General features: G+C 35.3%; 10 protein-coding genes. 4 read left to right on the top strand and 6 right to left on the bottom strand.

The window, feature by feature from the left end; genetic code table 11:
- Positions 1-47: 47 nt before the first annotated feature.
- The 5 genes from OXQ85_RS12750 to OXQ85_RS12730 form a co-directional block, all read right to left on the bottom strand.
- Positions 48-1,631, bottom strand: a complete 1,584-nt coding sequence (locus OXQ85_RS12750; RefSeq protein ID WP_267405056.1) for a calcineurin-like phosphoesterase family protein — start codon at positions 1,629-1,631, stop codon at positions 48-50.
- 46 nt (positions 1,632-1,677) lie between these two features.
- On the bottom strand, positions 1,678-3,126 hold the full coding sequence (locus OXQ85_RS12745; RefSeq protein WP_267405055.1) for a SusD/RagB family nutrient-binding outer membrane lipoprotein: 1,449 nt from the start codon (positions 3,124-3,126) through the stop codon (positions 1,678-1,680).
- Between the two features lie 7 nt (positions 3,127-3,133).
- Entirely contained in the window at positions 3,134-6,112 is a 2,979-nt protein-coding gene (locus OXQ85_RS12740; protein WP_267405054.1) for a SusC/RagA family TonB-linked outer membrane protein, read from the bottom strand.
- Between the two features lie 603 nt (positions 6,113-6,715).
- Positions 6,716-7,462, bottom strand: coding sequence for a glycerophosphodiester phosphodiesterase family protein (locus OXQ85_RS12735; RefSeq protein ID WP_267405053.1), 747 nt, complete (start codon positions 7,460-7,462; stop codon positions 6,716-6,718).
- Positions 7,463-7,667: 205 nt separating this feature from the next.
- On the bottom strand, positions 7,668-10,769 hold the full coding sequence (locus OXQ85_RS12730; protein ID WP_267405052.1) for a carboxypeptidase regulatory-like domain-containing protein: 3,102 nt from the start codon (positions 10,767-10,769) through the stop codon (positions 7,668-7,670).
- A gap of 242 nt (positions 10,770-11,011) precedes the next feature.
- Here OXQ85_RS12730 and ligA point away from each other — a divergent pair, with 242 nt between their 5' ends.
- The 4 genes from ligA to OXQ85_RS12710 all read left to right on the top strand — a co-directional run bounded on the left by ligA (position 11,012) and on the right by OXQ85_RS12710 (position 19,199).
- Positions 11,012-13,018, top strand: a complete 2,007-nt coding sequence (gene ligA / locus OXQ85_RS12725) for an NAD-dependent DNA ligase LigA (protein WP_267405051.1) — start codon at positions 11,012-11,014, stop codon at positions 13,016-13,018.
- Between the two features lie 159 nt (positions 13,019-13,177).
- Entirely contained in the window at positions 13,178-15,757 is a 2,580-nt protein-coding gene (locus tag OXQ85_RS12720) for a T9SS type A sorting domain-containing protein (protein ID WP_267405050.1), read from the top strand.
- 207 nt (positions 15,758-15,964) lie between these two features.
- The gene (locus tag OXQ85_RS12715) at positions 15,965-18,448 is read left to right on the top strand and encodes a T9SS type A sorting domain-containing protein (protein WP_267405049.1); all 2,484 of its coding nucleotides are present in this window, start codon (positions 15,965-15,967) and stop codon (positions 18,446-18,448) included.
- A gap of 103 nt (positions 18,449-18,551) precedes the next feature.
- Positions 18,552-19,199 carry an MgtC/SapB family protein gene (locus OXQ85_RS12710; protein ID WP_267405048.1) on the top strand — a complete coding sequence of 216 codons (648 nt, stop codon included), beginning with the start codon at positions 18,552-18,554 and terminating at the stop codon, positions 19,197-19,199.
- A gap of 30 nt (positions 19,200-19,229) precedes the next feature.
- Here the strand turns inward: OXQ85_RS12710 and OXQ85_RS12705 are convergent, their stop codons facing one another.
- Complete coding sequence (locus OXQ85_RS12705; RefSeq protein ID WP_267405047.1) at positions 19,230-19,703, bottom strand: copper resistance protein NlpE; 474 nt, start codon at positions 19,701-19,703, stop codon at positions 19,230-19,232.
- Positions 19,704-19,799 lie beyond the last annotated feature (96 nt).

Here is a 19,799-nt window from a genome sequence, read left to right as displayed (position 1 = left end):
TTCATCTGAAGTCGGCTCTATTGAAAGTATAGTAAAAAAAATGAAAACTAAGGAATAAGAATTGAGTTTTGAACCTCAAAATCCTCCGCCGCTGAGAACTGATTGCCGTACATATCCGTCGCTCTTACCTCAACTTTGTGTTTTCCTAGTGTTAATTTATTTCCAAATCCTCCTTCCCAGATGTGCTTAGACATTTCAGGGTTGGAAGGTCTTCTGCCCGGGAACAGATTTTGTGTAGAATCCCATTTGAATACAGACAGAGCAAAATTCGGGTCAATGGTTTCATTATAATCCATTGCTTCCCATTTTCCGCCATCTATCCTGTATTCTACTTTGTCTTTTTTGCTTCCCATAAAGAAATTCGCCAACACTTTAGCCGAAGTTTTTGATGGGTAAGGAATTACTTTCGGAACATACAATTTGATCTGATAACCTTCCGGTTTCCCGGCTGTTTTGTAAGAAACTTTATACTGATTATCATTAAAACTGATGAAAGAATATCCTTTCGCTGTTCCGTCTCTCATGGTAGAAGTCGGCAATCCTGCTTCGTCTGAAGTTCCAGACCACCAGTCGCCACAAGTAGTTCCTACATTATATTCATGAAGATCTTTCGCCCCATTCCAACCTGCTTTTTTTCCGTAAAAAATCTGCTGTTGAATATGTGTGTGAGCTGATAACAACAATGCATTCGGAAACGGACTTAAAAAATCGAACAATTTCTGACGATCTGCATTTCTGAAATTATCTTCATTCGTATGCTCCAACGGAATGTGGAAAGAAACCACGATCAGTTTATTTTTATCAACCAATTTCAAATCGTTTTCGATAAACTGCAACTGATCTTCACGGAAACCGCCCCAATACCCTTTTCCGTCTCTCGGATCGGGATACAAAATATCATCTAAAACAATGAAGTGAACATTTCCATAATTAAAAGAATAATTGGCAGGGCCGAAAGTCGCTTCAAAAGTTTCATCAGACAGATAATCTTCTTTAGCATCATAATTCATGTCGTGATTTCCCATCACATTATACCAAGGCAACCCGATTTCTTTCATCACATCGGCATAAGGTTTTTGCAAGCTTAAATTATCTCCCACCAAATCACCCAGCGTAATTCCGAAAACTGTATTTTTCTTCGTCGTTTTCACTTCATTCACAATCGCTCTTCTGAAATAATCCAGTTGCTTTTCCGTGTAAGGCTGCGGATCTCCGAAAACCAGAATATCGAAGTTTTTATTTTCATTTTGTTTGTTTAAAGCAAAATTCACTTCTTTCGGAAGCTCACCCGTTGGCGCCGTTCCTTTATATTTAAAATCTGCCGGAGAACCTTTTGGCTTATACTGATAATAATATTGAGGCAAATTATTTCCGTTCAATGCCACCTGATAACCTGAAGGCTTGATCACAAAAACCGTCTGCCCATCTTGGATCGGTAAGCTGTATCTTCCATTTTTATCAGTTAAAACCACTTGCGCACCGTTGGAAACGGCTACGCCTTCAATTCCTTTTTCGCGGTTTTCTTTTTTCTGATTTTTATTAAGATCTTCAAAAACATACCCCGAAACTGAAGCCTGAGAAAAAGCCATCGCTGAAATCAATAAGCTTGGCATTAAAAATTTTATATTCATGTTGATTTTTTAAATAATTAAGATTAAAGGGTTTAGAAATTCAGTATTACTGATTCCACCACATTTTTGTGTTGATGTTGTCGCCGCCCATATTTTGAGAAGCCGTGACATAATTATCATAATTCTGGACTTTTGTTACCGTAGGATAAGGCATTCTCTGAGGCATTTTAGCATCATTCATCAAGCCTCCGTTATTCGGCAACACAGGGAAACCTGTTCTTCTCTGCTCGTACCATTGCTGATGATCTACAAAGAAAAGCGCCACATATTTCTGAAGCATAATTCTTTCCAGCGTATTATTGTAAGCTACTTTAGGATTTGTGAAATAGTTTGCCGGAAATGTAGCTCCCCATTGCTCTACAGTTGCTTTTACTCCATTTTCGTAGAAAGTTTGTGCGCTTCCTGTAATAATTCCTTTATAAGCCAATTCCGCAAGAATAAACTGAAGTTCAGCATACGGCATCACCAAAATTTTTAATGGTGCTTTTGCTAAATTCTGATTTAAATTAGATGGCTGATAATCAAAACTTGTTCCCAAAGCATATCCGGAAGGCGCGCCTTTGTAACCAATATTTGCATTTCCGGGAATTGATTTTGCCTGTGTAAAGAACAAACTCAATCTAGGATCATTATTATCAACCAAAGTCTGAGTAAAGAAACCTCCCGAAGCCCTGTAAGCCGTAAAATCCTGAGGTCTTGCAATCGGTGGCAATAACGGGGCAACTCCTGAAATATCCAACGTTGCTCCATCCGCATTATTCTGAAAAATCGGGTGACCAGTAGGATCGTTTACAATTTCATTAATTCTTTCATTCACATTAACCTCTCCATTTTTCTTTAAAATTCTTGTTAGCAATCTTAATGAAAGAGAATTACAGAATTTTTTCCACTTTACAATTCCTGCGGTGCTGGCGTTTGCCTGAAAGAAAATATCGCTTTCACTTAACGTTTTTGTGGTGTCGAAAAGGGTGTTTGCTTCTTTCAAATCATCCAAAAGAAACAGATAAATATCTTTTTGCTTATCATATTTCGGCCTCATGATTCCTTCTTCAAGACGCAGAGCTTCAGTCATCGGAACATCACCAAATGCATCGGTAAGATTGGCCATGATCCAGGCATTCAAAACCTTTGAAATAGCCAGATAATTGTTATTATTTTCTTTTTTTGCGGCTTCATTCAGTTCTTTTACTTGTTTAAGCCATTTATAACTCGTATTCCAGTATCCGTTTCCTGTACTTTCCGTAAGGTAATAACGGCTTACCGTAGCCCCTTCATTAGGAAAAGGAAGCGCCACCTGCATAATATCAAAAGTGAAATCATCTGCCCTGTTGTATCCGTAAGATCCCATTTCATACTGAATCGGAACCAAAAAACTTCCCACAGAAGGTTCTTTTATTTTGCTGGTATCTGTGTTGATCTCTTCAAAGCTTCGTTCACAAGAATTAAAGCTGAAAACTGAAAGCGCAATAATGGTTGATAAAAATATTTTTTTCATGATGATCTTAGAATTTTAAATTAACTTGAAAACCGACAGTTCTTGCCGATGGCAGCTGACCAATTTCAGCACCCGGCGTAATCGTAGAATCGTTAAGCGCGGCAACTTCCGGGTCGAACATTGGAAATTTCGTCCACATCCAAAGGTTTTTACCGAAAACGGCTAACGTAAGCTCCGTTAATTTCAAAGGAGCGATCACATCTTTTGAGAATGAATACGCAATTCTCGCATCTCTCAGCTTGATGAAGGAAGTATCAAAAGTATTGGTTTCTATATTTGCTCTTCTGTAATAATCAGCGTAATAAGCTGATAAACCTACCGCTTTGGTATTCGGGCTATAAGTTCCGTCTGCATTTTGAATCACACCTTCTCCCACGATCATTCCGTTTGGATTATCTCTTCCCATTAACGTATGCTCAAGCTTACCTTGCTCCGACATTTTGTGATGGGTTTGAGAATATGCCATTCCACCATATTGCCCATCGAAAGAGAAACTGATCTGCCAGTTTTTAATTTTAAAATCATTCTGGAAACCGGCTCTCCATTTCGGGAAAGCATTTCCTACTTTTTCTACTCTGTCGGGTCTTGCAGGAAGACCTGTTGTTTGATCATACACGACATCTCCGTTGGCATTTCTTACTAATTTAAATCCATATAAATCTCCTAAAGAGCCGCCAACACTCGCATTGTAATACAATACACCTGCAACTGTAGAAATTGTATAGTAACTTTCACCCGCAAATTCTTCAGGTAAGGTTAAAATTTTGTTTCGGTTTAAATTCCAGTTTGCTGAAATATTCCAGCTGAAATTTTTTGTTTTGAAAGGCATCGCATTCAAAGTCATTTCAATCCCACGATTTCTTACTTTTCCAGCATTAATAATTCTGTTGGAATATCCGGATTCCAATAACGTAGGAATTGTAATAATTTGATTATCGGTATCATTCTGATAAAGCGTTACATTATAACTCAATCTGTTTTTCAACACAGAAAAATCCATCCCGGCTTCAATATTCGTATTATCTTCCGGCTTCAATAAAGGGTTTGGATAAGTTCCCGGTGTTAAAACCGAACCAACAAAATCGCTTGGTGTATAATATTTATCTAGCTGATAAGGAAGCCCCGCAACTCCTACTTTTGCCCAAGAAGCTCTTAATTTCCAATAATTAAAAGTCGGACTTGATAGTTTGAATATATCTGAAAGAATAAAACTCGTGCTTACCGACGGATAAAAGAATGATCTGTACTGAACGGGAAGTGTGCTGCTCCAGTCATTTCTTCCGGTTACATCCAAGAATACTACATTATCATAATTTGCACTCACCAAACCATATATTGAATTGGTCTGTTGATCGTTTGGCCTCGGAACTTTTGTGATTAAAGAGATCGCATTATTCAAACTGTAATCTCCCACAACTTTCAATCCTTCTGCGCGGTAATCATTCATCATGTATTCATTGTAACGAATACTTGCTCCGGCGTTGGCTGTAATATTAAATTTGTTGAAATCTTTTTTATAGGTGAATAACAAATCATTATTAAACTCATTATTCCTTATATATTGTTCTCTGTAAAACCCTTTCAGGTAATTCGCAGAGCTGTAAGGTCTTTTTGTTGTTCTTTCCTCATCCAGCATTTCGATTCCTGATCTTAACATCAAACTGAAGTTTTTGCTAAAATCATACGTTGCAGAAATATTTCCCGTGATCATTTTTTTCTGAACACCATTCAGCATTTGATAAGCAATTAAATAAGGATTATCAATAAAACTACTGAACGGGTGAATCTGGTCTACCTGATCCTGCCCTGGTTTCCAAAGAGGTTTATACCAATTTAAATCCACATTCGGATTCTGGAAGATCATGAAATAGGAAATCGACTGATTATTGTATCCCGTCGCAGGAAGATTATCACTTTTCGTATTGGCGTAATTGAACTTTGTGGAAACTCTAAACTTATCCGTCACTTTATGATCCAATGAAAATGCCACATTAAAACGGTCAAATCCCGTATTTGGCATCATCCATTTATTGTCTAAATAAGTAAGGGAAGCTCTGAAACTCGTTTTATCGGTACTACTTTCCACAGAAACGTTGTTGGAAGAGGTAACACCCGTTTCCCAAAAACCTTTAATATTATCCGTATAAGGTCTCCACAATTGCCTTGTTGCACTTTGACCTAAAAGATTGGGATCATACTGAAAATAATACTGTCCGTTGAATTTCGGACCGAAAGCACTACTTGTTCCTCCCGTACTTACGCCATCCGCAGAAGCTCCGTAAGAATAGAAAAATTCTCCGGCAGAATTTTTGGCTAAAGTTCCCTGACCATATTCATACTGATAATCCGGCCATTTTAATACAGAATCGTAGCTTAATGAAGAGTTGAAGGAAACGCGAAGTCTTCCGTTTTTACCCTTTCCTGATTTTGTGGTTACCATAAGCGCTCCGTTTGCCGCTCTTGATCCGTACAATGCAGCTGCAGAAGCTCCTTTTAGTACCGTTACCGATTCAATATCATCGGGGTTGATGCTGTTAAGACCATTTCCCAAGTCAATAGGAAGATCTCCTCCAGTTCCTGCGCCGTACGCTGCAGTTCCCGTTCCTGTGGTTGAATTACTTAAAGGAACGCCATCTACAACGATAAGCGCGTAGTTTCCGTCTAGGCTAAAGGATTTTTCTCCTCTTAAAGTAATTCTTGAAGAGCTTAATGGTCCAGCTCCTGCCGTTTGAATTTTTAATCCAGCTACACGACCTTCAAGACCCTGCGCCCAGTTGTTGTTCTGAATGTTTTCAAAAATCTCAGAATCTACTTTTTCAGCAACGTAACCAAGGGATTTATCTTGCCTTTTAATTCCCAAAGCTGTTACCACCACCTCATCGATGTTTTTAATAGTGTCTCTTTTAGCTTTCTGCTGAGCCGCCAGATTGACGCTGACTAATCCTAACAGCGACAAAACCAGCAACTTTTGTGTCTCTTTACGCATATCCAATTTGTTTGCGCAAAATTAAAACGACATTACAGTTATGGTTTTAACATCGTTTTAACATTTATTAAAGAATTATTAAACGACATATTAATTTATTATTAATCAAATTACATACATATTTGGTTAACAATAGATTAAAATAATTAAGCATTTTTAATACAAATGGTTAACATTATTTATCTAACTTTATCCTCCGGCTCTTGTTAAATACCACATTTACAGGTTAAATAAATATATTTCAAATGGTTAACACTTAACCTATCTAAAATTAGAGCGTTTTTTAATCATTTTGATGAAATTCAATTAATTTAAAACCTATTTTCTTTTGTGTTAAGACAAAAGAAACAAAAAGTCAAGACTTGGAAACTGAATGCTAAAAATTAAAATTCAATCCTAAAATTCCCAAAACTTGCGCGAATTCAAAGTTTTTTCTTCCATTCTAAATTTGTCTCGCGCATCGAACAGTGGGAATTTTTTAACGGATTACTATTTAATTTTCTTAACGCTTCATTTTCCAAAGTCATTTTAATTTTAAGAAAAGAAAAAAGTTTGCCTCAAAAAGAGACAAACTTTAAAAGAATAATATAAAAGACGTATTTGTTATTTACCTTTTAATTGATCAGGAATATTTGTAGTAACAAATGCTATCCCTTGTTTTTTCAGTTCTTCATAAACTGCAGTATCATTTACCGTCCATGCATTTGTGATTAAACCAAGCGCTTTAGCATCAGTAATCCAAGTCGGATTTTTCTGGAAAACGCTGTAGTGATAATCTAAACCATCCAATCCTTCATTTTTAATCTGCTCAGGAGACAATTCACCATTTAAATATTGTACCTTATATTTAGGCTCTACTTTTTTAATTTCTTTACAAACATTCAAACTGAAAGAAATAAACTGAGTTTGTGCATCCAGCTTCATATCTTTCACCATTTTAATGGTTTTCTGAACGATTTCGTTTTCCAGCTCTTTTGTTTTAGCTGGCTTTATTTCGATGATTAATTGTAAAGCCGCATCTTTTTTTCCTTGCTTTAAATAATCTTTCAGCGTAGGAAATTTTTCTCCGTTCGACAATTTATCTTTTTCCAACGTTTTGAAAGTTTCATCAGAAATTTCCAATTTTCCGTGGTGCTCATCATGGTTAATTACCAAAACTCCATCCTTCGTCATTCTCACATCAAATTCAGATCCGTAGATTCCTAATTTCTGAGCATTTTCTAACGACTTGATCGAGTTTTCCGTGGTCGCGGGCTGCGATTGGAAATAGCCTCTGTGCGCGATAATCTGGGTTTGTGCCTTCATTGCAACTGTACTTAAAACTGCTAACCCTAAGATAAAATTTTTCATAATATAAATTAGATATTTAAATTAAAAGTCTTTCAACTTTCAGATAAAGGTAATTAAATTAATGGGAATGGCGAATTTTGCTCTGTTAACGAGATATCAATTGTGAATTTCGCTTCGCGAGTCAATGGTCAATTTTGCTGTATAGTTTTAAAATTCACTATTAACCATTCATTATTGACTTCCAAAATCCATCATTCACCTACTTTTAGAAAGAATATTTCGCTCCGATTTGAATTTGATAAGGATTTCCTGACAATGGTTCCAAACCATTCGTATTTCTTACATATTCAAATTGTTTTGTTGCCGAGTTGAATTTAGTAGCTCTGTAAAGCGCCATATTTCCGTACGATTTATTCACGCCCCATTCTTTATTCAACAAATTCGCCACGTTGAAAATATCTACAGAAAGTTCAAATGCTCCGATTTTATCAAACTTGATCTTCTTCGCCACACGCACATCCCAAACTCCGTAGAATCCGTTTTTACCGCCGTTTCTTTCCGCAATATTATTGTTGTATTTTGTGATATAATCTTTTAGTGCTTTACCCACTTCAGGATCATCAACCAAAGACTGCGTAAGATTCGGGAAAATGTAAGCCAAATCATTAGAATCTACGAAATCTCCGTTAATATTTCCACCTGCCATTAAAGAAAAACGCGTTCCACCAATTCCTGAATATCTTAAACCTAACGTGAACCCTGCAATTGTAGGCGAGTTACCATAAAGAACCACTTTATTTCGGAACTGACTGTCAGAATAAGTCATTCTCAAGTTTCTAGGATCACTTTCCACCGGCGTAAATAAAGTTGCTGAGTTTGCCACGTTTCCGTTGTAAGACGTGTTATCTCTGATGTCTGACCAAGTATAACTTGCCGTAATTTCACCATCTCTCCAATAACGGTAACTTGCATCTGCTACAAACGAAAACTGATTTACCTTTCCATCACTTACCAATTCCAATACTCTTCCAAAATTTTTGTTGATTCTTCCATCTTTCCAGTTTAGAGTAACTGTGTTGTTGGGATTATTGGTAATTGCAGTTTCTGGAACATAAACCCCTCTTCCATCTTCATTATCAAGCGTGATAAAAGGTGTCGTAACCATGTTTCTGTCATAATAGAAATAATTGTTTCTACCTAAAGCCACATATCCGGCAATTCCCGCTCTGAATCTTTCATTAAAGAAATGCGTGTAAGAGAAATTCGCTTTGTACACAATCGGAATTTTAGCATCTTTTCCTGTATAATTAATGGTTGGAAGCTGATACTGTGATAAAGAAGGAACGGTGCTATAATCGTTTCTATAATTGATAAAATCTGGTGTAAGACCAATTTGCGAAGGATTTACATCTACGGTTGCCAAATGTTTCCCATCAAACACCAAATTATTGATAATCATATAATTGTTGATATCTGAAGAGAAAATACCTGCTCCGAATTTCAGGAAGTCTTTGTTTTCTTCATTTACATTCCATTCAAACTGGAATCTTGGCTGAATCACGAAAGATTTAATCTTATAATCTGTTCGGATTCCCATCTCATCAAATAATTTCTGGTTGAATTCAGCTTTCGGATACCCTCCATAATCCAATCTCAAGCCTCCCATGAAATCAAGACCTTTTGCAATTTTAGTCTGAAACTGTCCGTATACCCCGATATTCCAAATAGCTGATTTTACAGAAGGATCATCCATTAAAGGAACTTCTCTGTAATATCTGTTGGAAACCAGATTATTGAAAGCATCCATCCCCTGATAATGGAATCTACCGTTCACCTCACTTCCATAAACCGATCTTGCTTGTGTATACATTAAGTCGGCTCCGAAAGTGTATTTCACTTTATCCGTATTGTAATATAAGTTATCTACAATCTGGAAAACATGATTTCTAAAGCTTTCCTGCCCGAAACGGTGACCTCCAATCTGAATGCTGGTGGTTTTGGTACTTCCGTCATAGATTTTTGAGGCAACTCCCTCTACGATAGCTCTTGGAACCGGATGACCTAACTCATCATTCTGATAACTATCCTGAAAAGTATATAAATATTGTCCTTTTAATTCGTTGGTTATATTTGGTTTAAGATTAGACCTCAACGTTAGTAATAAACTATTATCTAAGTTTTTATCACTTGCATACGATTCAAAGAAATTGATGGCGGTGTTATCTCCCAAACCATTCTTGTTTAAATCGTAAGTAAAGTTGTTTCTTAACGTCAATAAATGTTTCTCATTAATCTGCCAATCTAAACGTAAAAATCCAGCATCGGAGTTTCTTACTCTGTCAAAAGTTCCGAACTGCGGCGTGTTTCCAACCCCATATTTCGCTCTTGCGATATCTAAAAACGGGTTCAGCGTTTGAGTCGTTACATTAAATCTTGCTTCATCTTCATTTGATCTTACATCCGCAATGATCAATGGCTTTGAATCCAGCTGATGATCCCAAGCCGCGAAGAAGTGCAATTTATTTTTAATAATAGGCCCTCCCAAAGAGAAACCAAACTGAGAAGTAGAGAAATCATTCTGTCTCTTATTTCCACGAATATCATACGGACTCGAAAGCCAGTTGGTTCTTAAATATTCCCAAGCACTTCCTGAAAACTTATTCGTTCCCGATTTTGTTACTGCACTCACCGTACCACCACCGCTTCTTCCCAGTGTAACATCGTATTGGTTGGTCGTAATTTTAAATTCACGAACCGCTTCAATAGAAATTGAAAAAGGAGCACCACTCCTACTGGTTGTAGAACCTGCAGAAGTCGGGTTTTTCGCGGTCATCCCATCAATAGTAAAGTTGGTGGAAGATCCTAGCTGACCCGATAAATTTCCGCCTTTTCCACTTAACGGAGAAAGCTCTGTAAGGTTGTTGAAATTTCTTCCGTTTACCGGTAAAATTCCGATATTTTTAGCTGTGATTGCCGTTGCAGCACCTAAATTCCCGATCTTATTTTTAAGATTTCCGGTAATAATTACTTCTTCAATTTTCTTCTCCTTGCTGTCACCCAAATTAAGGTTTACCGTTACCTGATCTCCAAAGTTTACATTATAACCTTCTTTTTTTTCATCCTTCACAATCACCGAATAAGGCCCTCCCAAGGGAATTTCTTTGAAAATATATTCCCCTTTGGAATTGGTTTCCGTTTCTGTTTTGAATCCCGTAGATTCATTCACAATCGTAACTTTCACCTTTTCCTGAGCCATACTTCCGGCAGCAGTTACTTTTCCTACAATCGAAGCCTGTGTTGTCTGTGCATACGCCAGTGTTCCAAAGCTTAAAAATAATAATCCTAATACAATCTTTACTTTTCTCATGTCTTCAAATTAGCTGAGTGCAAAGGTATCAAGACTTTTACCCGTTCCCTTTTAAGTGAATTTTAACATTTTTTAAACAATTTTAAAACTTTATGTTAACGTAGTCTAAACATGAAATTTATCCCATAGATACTCAGTTTATTAGAATATGTTACACATTTTTAATTTTATCATAATATTTAATTCTCATATTTTTTAAATGGAATTAGTTTAGTTATTTTTGCTCAAAAGATAGAATTACAATGCCTGAAAACATTCAACAAAAAATAGAAGAACTTCGCAAAGAGCTTCATCAGCATAATGAAAGTTATTACCTTCTGGATACGCCTACCATCACAGATTATGACTTCGATATGCTACTCGAAGAACTTCGTGATCTGGAAGCAAAACATCCCGAATTTTATGATGAAAACTCTCCTACCGTACGTGTTGGCGGTGGAATTACAAAAGTTTTCCCGACCGTTCAGCATAAGTTCAGAATGTATTCTTTGGATAATTCTTATGATTTTGATGATCTTGAAGACTGGGAAAAAAGAATTATTAAAACCATCGATGAGCCTGTAGAATTTGTTGCAGAATTGAAATATGACGGTGCTTCGATCTCTATTTTATATGAAAACGGGAAATTAGTTCAGGCGGTAACGCGTGGTGACGGTTTTCAGGGAGATGAAATTACGGGAAATGTTCGAACCATTTCTGATATTCCGTTGAAATTGAAGGGTGATTTTCCTGAACATTTCTTTATGCGTGGTGAAATTTATTTAACCAGAAAAAATTTCGATAAAATCAATAAGCTGCGTGAAGAAGAAGGTTTAGACCCATTTATGAATCCTCGAAATACCGCAAGCGGAAGTTTGAAAATGCAGGACAGCGGCGAGGTGAGAAAACGCGGACTGTCTTCGGTTTTGTATCAGTTTATTTCAGAATATATTCCGGCGGAATCTCATTGGGAATTGCTTCAAAAGGCACAAGGCTGGGGTTTTAAAACGTCTCAACAGGCAAAATTGTGTTCTACTTTGGATGAGGTGAAAGAATTCATTAATTTCTGGGATGTTGAAAGACATAATTTACCTTTTGAAATTGATGGTATTGTCTTGAAAGTCAATTCATTAAAACAACAGAGACAGCTTGGATATACGGCAAAATCTCCACGTTGGGCAATGGCTTATAAATTTAAAGCAGAAAAAGTAGAGACCGAACTACAGAGCGTTTCTTACCAAGTTGGAAGAACGGGAGCGATTACTCCGGTTGCCAATCTGAAGCCGGTTTTATTAGCCGGAACGATTGTAAAAAGGGCGTCTTTGCATAATGAAGATATCATTAAAAAGCTTGATTTGCATGAAAATGATTTCGTATACGTAGAAAAAGGTGGCGAAATTATCCCTAAAATCGTTGGCGTAAACACAGAAAAAAGAACTGACGAAAGCAAAGAAATAGAATACATCAAAAACTGTCCGGAATGTGGAACAGAATTGGTAAAAATTGAAGATCAGGCGATTCATTTCTGTCCGAACGACTTGCATTGTCCGCCACAGGTTGTGGGAAGAATGATTCATTATGTTTCCAGAAAAGCTTTAAATATTGATAATTTAGGAAGCGAAACCATCGAACAGCTTTACAGAGAAAGACTGATTGAAAATCCTGCCGATTTTTATGCTTTAACCAAAGAACAAATTCTTCCGTTGGAAAGAATGGCGGAAAAATCAGCCCAGAATATTATTTCGGGAATTGAAAAATCAAAAGAAATTGCTTTCGAAAAAGTATTGTATGGAATTGGCATCAAACATGTTGGAGAAACGGTTGCTAAGAAATTAGTTAAAAACTTTTCGACCATTGATGAACTGAAAAATGCAACCGTAGAAGAACTTTGTCAGGTTGAAGATATCGGAACCAAGATCGCGGTAAGCATCGTTGATTTCTTTGCCAATTCTGAAAATATCCTGATGATCGAAAGACTAAAATCTTACGGCGTTCAGCTGGAAAAAGGAGAAAGTACGAACGAAGTTTTATCGAATGTTCTGGAAGGAAAAACGTTCCTTTTCACCGGAAAATTATCTTTATTCACAAGAGAAGCAGCGGAAGAAATGGTGGAAAAACACGGCGGAAAAAATATTTCGGCGGTTTCTAAAAACCTAAACTTCTTGGTTGTTGGCGAAAAAGCAGGAAGCAAACTGAAGAAAGCGCAAGACATTGGAACAATTGAAATTCTAGATGAACAGCAGTTTTTGGATCTTGTTGAGAAGCAATAAAATTTAATTGATATAAAAACTTTTAATTGAGCCGTTGAGATTATTTCTTAATGGCTTATTTTTTAGATTTAGAAATAAATTTTCAGAAAAAACTGCAACCTTTTCATTTTTATTCATCTTATAAAAAAGTGTAAACAAAAACAATAAAAAACTAATTATATGAAAAAAATCTATCTATTCTCTTTCATATTAATGCTTTCGGTATTGCATGCGCAAATTATTAATATTCCGGATGCCAATTTGAAAGCAAAATTATTAAGCAATGGTGCAACCTATAATTCCGCTGGAAACATCATTAATGTCGACACTAATAACGATGGAGAAATTCAGTTAACAGAAGCGCAATTGGTGAATAAAATTGTCATTAATATGAACAATTCGATCACTAATTTTAATGGTCTTGAAAACTTTCCGGTACTTAAAGAATTACAGATAATAAATCCAAATCTCCCAAATTCCACAACGACTTTCAGTAATTATCCTGCGCTGCAAAAATTTAAAATTTCCGGAGGAACAATGGGAAATATAGGTATAGAAAACATAAATTCTTTATTAACGATTGAGATTTTAGCATGGTCGAGCTCTTTAAACATACAAAACACATCGGTTCAGGAAATTAGCTATGAAGGAAATCTGAATTTATTAAACATAACATCTTCTCCTGATGTAAAGAAATTCAAACTGGGCAATACACAGATTTCTTCTTTAAATCTGACAAATTTACCTATTTTAGAGGATGTAAACATTACACAAAATAGCTCGCTTTCACACATTAATTTTACCGGAAGTACTGCATTAAAAAAAATTGTTGTAGCCAATAATCATCTTAGTACTCTTACAATTCCCAATCCTTCTATCGTCAATCATTTGGATATTACAGGAAATATTTTTCAATCTTTTGATCCTACTATTTATCCTTCCATTTTGAACTTTTTTGCGAGTGGAAACCAATTAACGAGTTTAAATTTCAGTTCGAACCCTTTGCTTTATCAATTATTTATTTCTGAAAATCAACTTTCTACACTAACGTTCAACAATAATGCAGGTTTACAATATATATATGCAGGCAACAATCAATTGCAGAATATTGATTTCACACAGATTCCTTTCGTAAAAAATATTCAGATCCATAACAATCTGTTCAACACCATTGATTTTACTAAAAATTTCTCACTGCTTACATTTGATTGTTCCAACAACCCGAATTTACAGGTGCTTCTCATGAAAAACGGAATCGACAACTACAGTGGAATGGGTTCTTACGGATTTGCAAATACTCCACAATTGAAATATATCTGTATCGATCCTGAAGAAATTTATATGCTAAATGCTCTTTTATATCAATATAATCAAACAAACGTTGTGGTAAATACATATTGTACTTTTACGCCAGGTGGCATTTCTTATTTAACTGAAGGAGTAACAAGATATGATGCTGACGGAAACGGATGTGATAATGGTGATGCTTTAAAACCATTTCAGAAATTTAACATTCTAAATAATACTGGATGGGGTACAGCAATATCTGATGCTACTGGGGCTTATAAGATGTATCTTTCTCCAGGAACAAATGTGGTGTCTCCATTGTTAGAAAATCCTTCTTATTTTATAGTTTCACCATCCTCCGTGAACATTAATTTTCCAAATCAGGCAGCTCCTTTCATTCAAAATTTCTGCTTAACCGCGAATGGAACCCACAATGATTTAGAAACAGTAATTATTCCTGTTACAATTGCCCGTCCTGGATTTGAATCTAAATATAAAATCATTTATAAAAATAAAGGAACAACAACACAGTCAGGAAATTTATCATTTAACTATAATGATAACGTGGTAAATTATCTAAGCGCGACAAATGCTCCAACTTCACAATCATCAGGATTATTAAACTGGAATTTCACCAATCTTCTTCCATTTGAAACCAGAGAAATTACGGTAACTGTAACATTGAATACACCTACGCAAACTCCAGCTTTAAACGGAGGAGATATTCTTCATTATACCGCACAAATAAACGGAGCGACAGATGATACGCTTTTGGATAATACATTTACTTTAAACCAAATGGTTGTCAATTCTTTTGATCCGAATGATAAAACGTGTCTGGAAGGAACTTCAATTACACAAGCAAAAGTAGGAGATTACGTTCATTATTTAATCAGATTTGAAAATACAGGCACTGCGAATGCACAAAATATTGTGGTAAAAGATGATATTGATATTAATAAATATGATTTATCGAGTTTAGTCGCCTTGAATGGAAGCCATAGTTTTGTAACAAGATTAAATGGAAATTCTATAGAATTTATATTCGAAAATATTCAGCTTCCTTTTGATGATGCCAATAATGACGGCTATGTTTCATTTAAAATCAAAACAAAATCTACATTGAATATTGGTGATAGTTTTAGTAATTCAGCTAAAATTTATTTTGATTACAATCACCCAATTATTACCAATACATACACTACTACGGTTCAAAATGTGTTGGCTACTTCTGAAATTAGTAAAAACAATGATACTTTTACTATTTATCCGAATCCTGTAAAAGATATTCTACATTTTAAATCTAAAACAGAAATTGTAAAAGCAGAAATTTATGATGCTACAGGAAGAATTATTACTTCTGCAAATGTGAAAGAAAATTCAATTAATATTTCTGAGCTTTCTAAAGGAAATTATATTATTAAAGCTTTCACAAAAGATAAAACATTCACTCAAAAGTTGATCAAGAATTAATTTTAATTCAAAATTTCATATCAAAGACTGTCTTTTTAGGCAGTCTTTTTTATTGAAAAATAAAATTTTCAACTTGATTACAAATTCACCATACCTTTAAATACATTTCAAAAATTCATCAAGAATTATTTTAAATAAAAACTAAATATTAATTTTCATTAACAATACAAATTTATTTGTATATTTATCAAACCAAATCACCAAACCATGAAAAATATTTACCTCTTTGTGCTATTTCTCGCACAATTTACCATCAACGCTCAAATTGTTAACATCCCAGATCCCTATTTTAAGGCAAAATTGCTTTCAGCAACTCCCACCAACCAGATCGCCAGAGACATCAACGGAAATTATGTTGTAATAGATACGAATAATGATGGCGAAATTCAGGTTTCGGAAGCATTGGCAATAGAAGATCTTTCGATTTATAATAATTATTATCAGGCTCCGGTTTCCACCTATCAGATACAGTCAGTAGAAGGAGTGAAAGCATTTGCCAACCTTAAATTTCTTACCTTATCGAGCTTTGCCAATTTAACTTCAATCGATGTAAGTGGTTTGAATAAGTTGGTTTTAGTGTCTTTTGATGACAATCCTAAAATGACTTCGGTAAATTTTACCGGCTGTCCTATTTTGGAAACGATTTATGTAAAAAATTCAAAACTGACACATTTAGATGTTTCCAACTTACCTAAGCTTAATATTCTTGACTGTTCTGGAGGAGATATTCAAACCATTAATTACACAGGAAGCTCTACATTGAAAATGTTTTCATGTAATAATAATGAAATTTCCAGCATAAATTTTGCCCCGATCCCTAATTTAATAAGCCTTAATATTTCACAAAATAACCTGGCAAATTTAGATATAAGCACTCTTCCACTTCTTGAAAAGCTGACATGCTCATTCAATCAACTTACGACTATTAATTTTCAGAATAATCCGAAAATCACTTATCTTGAAGCCAGTAACAATCTTTTTACAACGTTGAATTTAAGTTCTATTCCGTTATTGAATTATCTGAGAATAGCCAACAATCAAATTACCTCCATTAATTTGGCGCAGGTTCCATTATTACAGACTTTAATGATGAATAACAATCAACTTACAACGTTTGATATTACTCAAAATTATCATATCCAATCTATGATTATTTCGGATAATAATCTTCAGAGCATGTTTCTGAAAAATGGAAGAAATAATGTTCCAAGTTTCAATAACAACCCAAATATCAGCTACATATGTGCAGACGAAGGAGAAATTCCTTTTGTATTAAATGCCAATACGGCATACGGCTATAATAATGTTACAATAAACACCTATTGTTCATTTACACCGGGAGGAACCTATTATACCATTCAGGGAAATACAAAATATGATGAAAATAATAACGGTTGCGATCCTAATGATTTGAGCAAAGCTTTCCAAAAGTTCTCGGTTGTTGGAAGTGGAGGCATAGGAAATATTATTGCTGATGCTTCCGGAAATTACACCGTACCGGTAAGTTCTGGCTATCACACGATAACGCCGATTGTGGAAAATCCAGCTTATTTTTCGATTTCTCCAACGTCTTTGAGTGCTAATTTTCCGGCACAGGCAAGTCCGTTGACTCAAAATTTCTGTTTAACGGCCAACGGAACTCACAACGATCTAGAAGTGGTGATTATTCCCACCGTAGCTGCCGTTCCCGGATTTTTTGCTAAATATAAAATCGTTTATAAAAATAAAGGAACTACAACGCAATCGGGAAATTTAACGTTTTCGTATAATGATAATCTTTCAGATTTTGTTGAATCTTCCGTTGTTCCTAATTCACAATCTTCAGGTCTTTTAAGCTGGAATTTCACCAACCTTCAACCTTTTGAAACGAAAGAAATAATTGTGAAACTGGAAATTAACACACCGACAGATACTCCTCCGGTAAACGATGGCGATATTCTTCATTACACAGCCCAAGTCAGCGGCGCAACAGACGATACGCCTTTAGACAATACATTTATACTCAACCAAACGGTTGTAAATTCTATGGATCCTAATGATAAAACTTGTCTGGAAGGCGCTTCTATTTCACAAACTCAGGTGGGAGATTACGTTCATTATCTGATCAGATTTGAAAATACAGGAAGTGCTAACGCTCAAAATATTGTGGTAAAAGATGTAATTGACGGTTCTAAATTTGATATCAATACATTAATTCCTTTAAGCAGCAGTCACAATTTTGTTACAAAAATCACGTCTCCAAATGTGGCAGAATTTATTTTCCAGGGCATTCAGCTTCCTTTTGATGATGATAATAATGACGGATATATTTCATTTAAAATTAAAACAAGATCCATCTTAACGAACGGCGACAGTTTTAGTAATACTGCTAATATTTATTTCGATTATAATTATCCGATTATTACAAATACGTACACGACTACGGTTGAAAGTAAATTATTAAGTACATCAGAAATTAAAAACAACCAAAATATCATCACTATTTATCCAAATCCGGTAAATGATATTTTATATATTAAATCTAAAGCTGAAATTCTTAAAGCTGAAATATTTGATGCCGCGGGAAGAATTTTACAGACAGCATCACCAAAACAAAATTCAATACATGTTTCTGAACTTTCTAAAGGAAGCTACATCATAAAAATGACTTCTAAAGAGAATGTAACCACTCAGAAATTCATAAAAAATTAGTTTTTTTTAATATCCTTTCTTGAAGGCTGTCTTTTCGAAGACAGTCTTCTTTTATTAAAGGATTTATCGTAATTTTATTCTAAAGTATGTTTACATTTTAATCATGGAATTTTTAAAAGACCACTACGTCATCCAAAATGAATTATTGCTGATATTTTTTTCAGTAATTCTGGGCTTATTTATCGGTGCGGAAAGAGAATATCGCAACAAATCGGCAGGTTTGAGAACTTTTATTTTGGTATGCTTCGGTTCGTGTCTTTTTACCATTCTTTCCATCAAAATTGGCATTCAGAATCCGGATCGTTTGGCTGCAAACATTATTACAGGAATCGGTTTTTTAGGTGCCGGAGTTATTTTTAAAGGTGATAATAAAATCGACGGAATTACCACAGCCACCACCATTTGGGCAACCGCATCAATCGGAATGGCAGTCGGTTCGGGATATGTTTATCTTTCCCTTCTCGGAACGGTATTGGTTTTATTAATTTTAAGTTCGCTTACGTATTTGCAGAATTATATCGATAATCATCATAAAATCCGTGAATATAAAATAGCTGTGGAAAACTCGCAATACATCGAGCATTGTGAGAAACTATTCAAGGAACATCACTTGAAAATGTTAATGATGAGACAGCAATATACACAGGGAAATCTAGCGACAACTTGGCGGTTAACAGGCAAGAATTCTCACCACGAAACGCTGATTAGAGCTTTAATGGCAGACGATAAAATCATTGCCTATCAATTTTAGGCAAAAAAATAAAGGCTTTCGCCTTTATCGTTATTTCTTTGTGAAAACATATAACTTTTTATTGGGCCCGTCAATTGGCTGGCCACTCATATCAAGCTGTGTCACATTATTCTCTCCTACTTTATATTTGTAGCTGGCTGTTTTTCCTTTTAAAGTAACCACGCGCCCGGCAGCATCCCAGTCAAAAGTTCCTTTGTCATCACTTTTCGTTTTTCTTTCCAGATATTCTTCTGAAATGGCGAACGTTTTGTCTTTATTTAAGGTTAAAACAGTTTTAATTCCCGGACAGTCGGCACAAGGCACCACTGCTTCATAAGTTCCGTACCAATCCAGTGAATTTTCAGAATTATGAGATGTTTTCAAAGTATCCACAGACACCGTATCCGTAGGAGTTTGAATAGCCATAGGATCTGTTTTCGGATTTATTTCAGGATTTTTGTCTTTTTGTGTACAGGAAACCATCAAAACAATGGCCGCAGTTCCTAATATTTTTGGTGCGTTCATAATTCAAGAATTTAAATATATTAATATCAAGTGTGATTTTAAAGTAACAAAAATTAAGCCGATGGTAAGTTTTTAAGTTTAATATTCAGAGTCTTA

This window comes from Chryseobacterium sp. GM_Chr_2, from assembly GCF_026540445.1.
In the GTDB taxonomy this organism is placed as follows: domain Bacteria; phylum Bacteroidota; class Bacteroidia; order Flavobacteriales; family Weeksellaceae; genus Chryseobacterium.
Note: the sequence above shows the minus strand (reverse complement) of the source record. Positions and strands in the feature narration are given on the sequence as shown.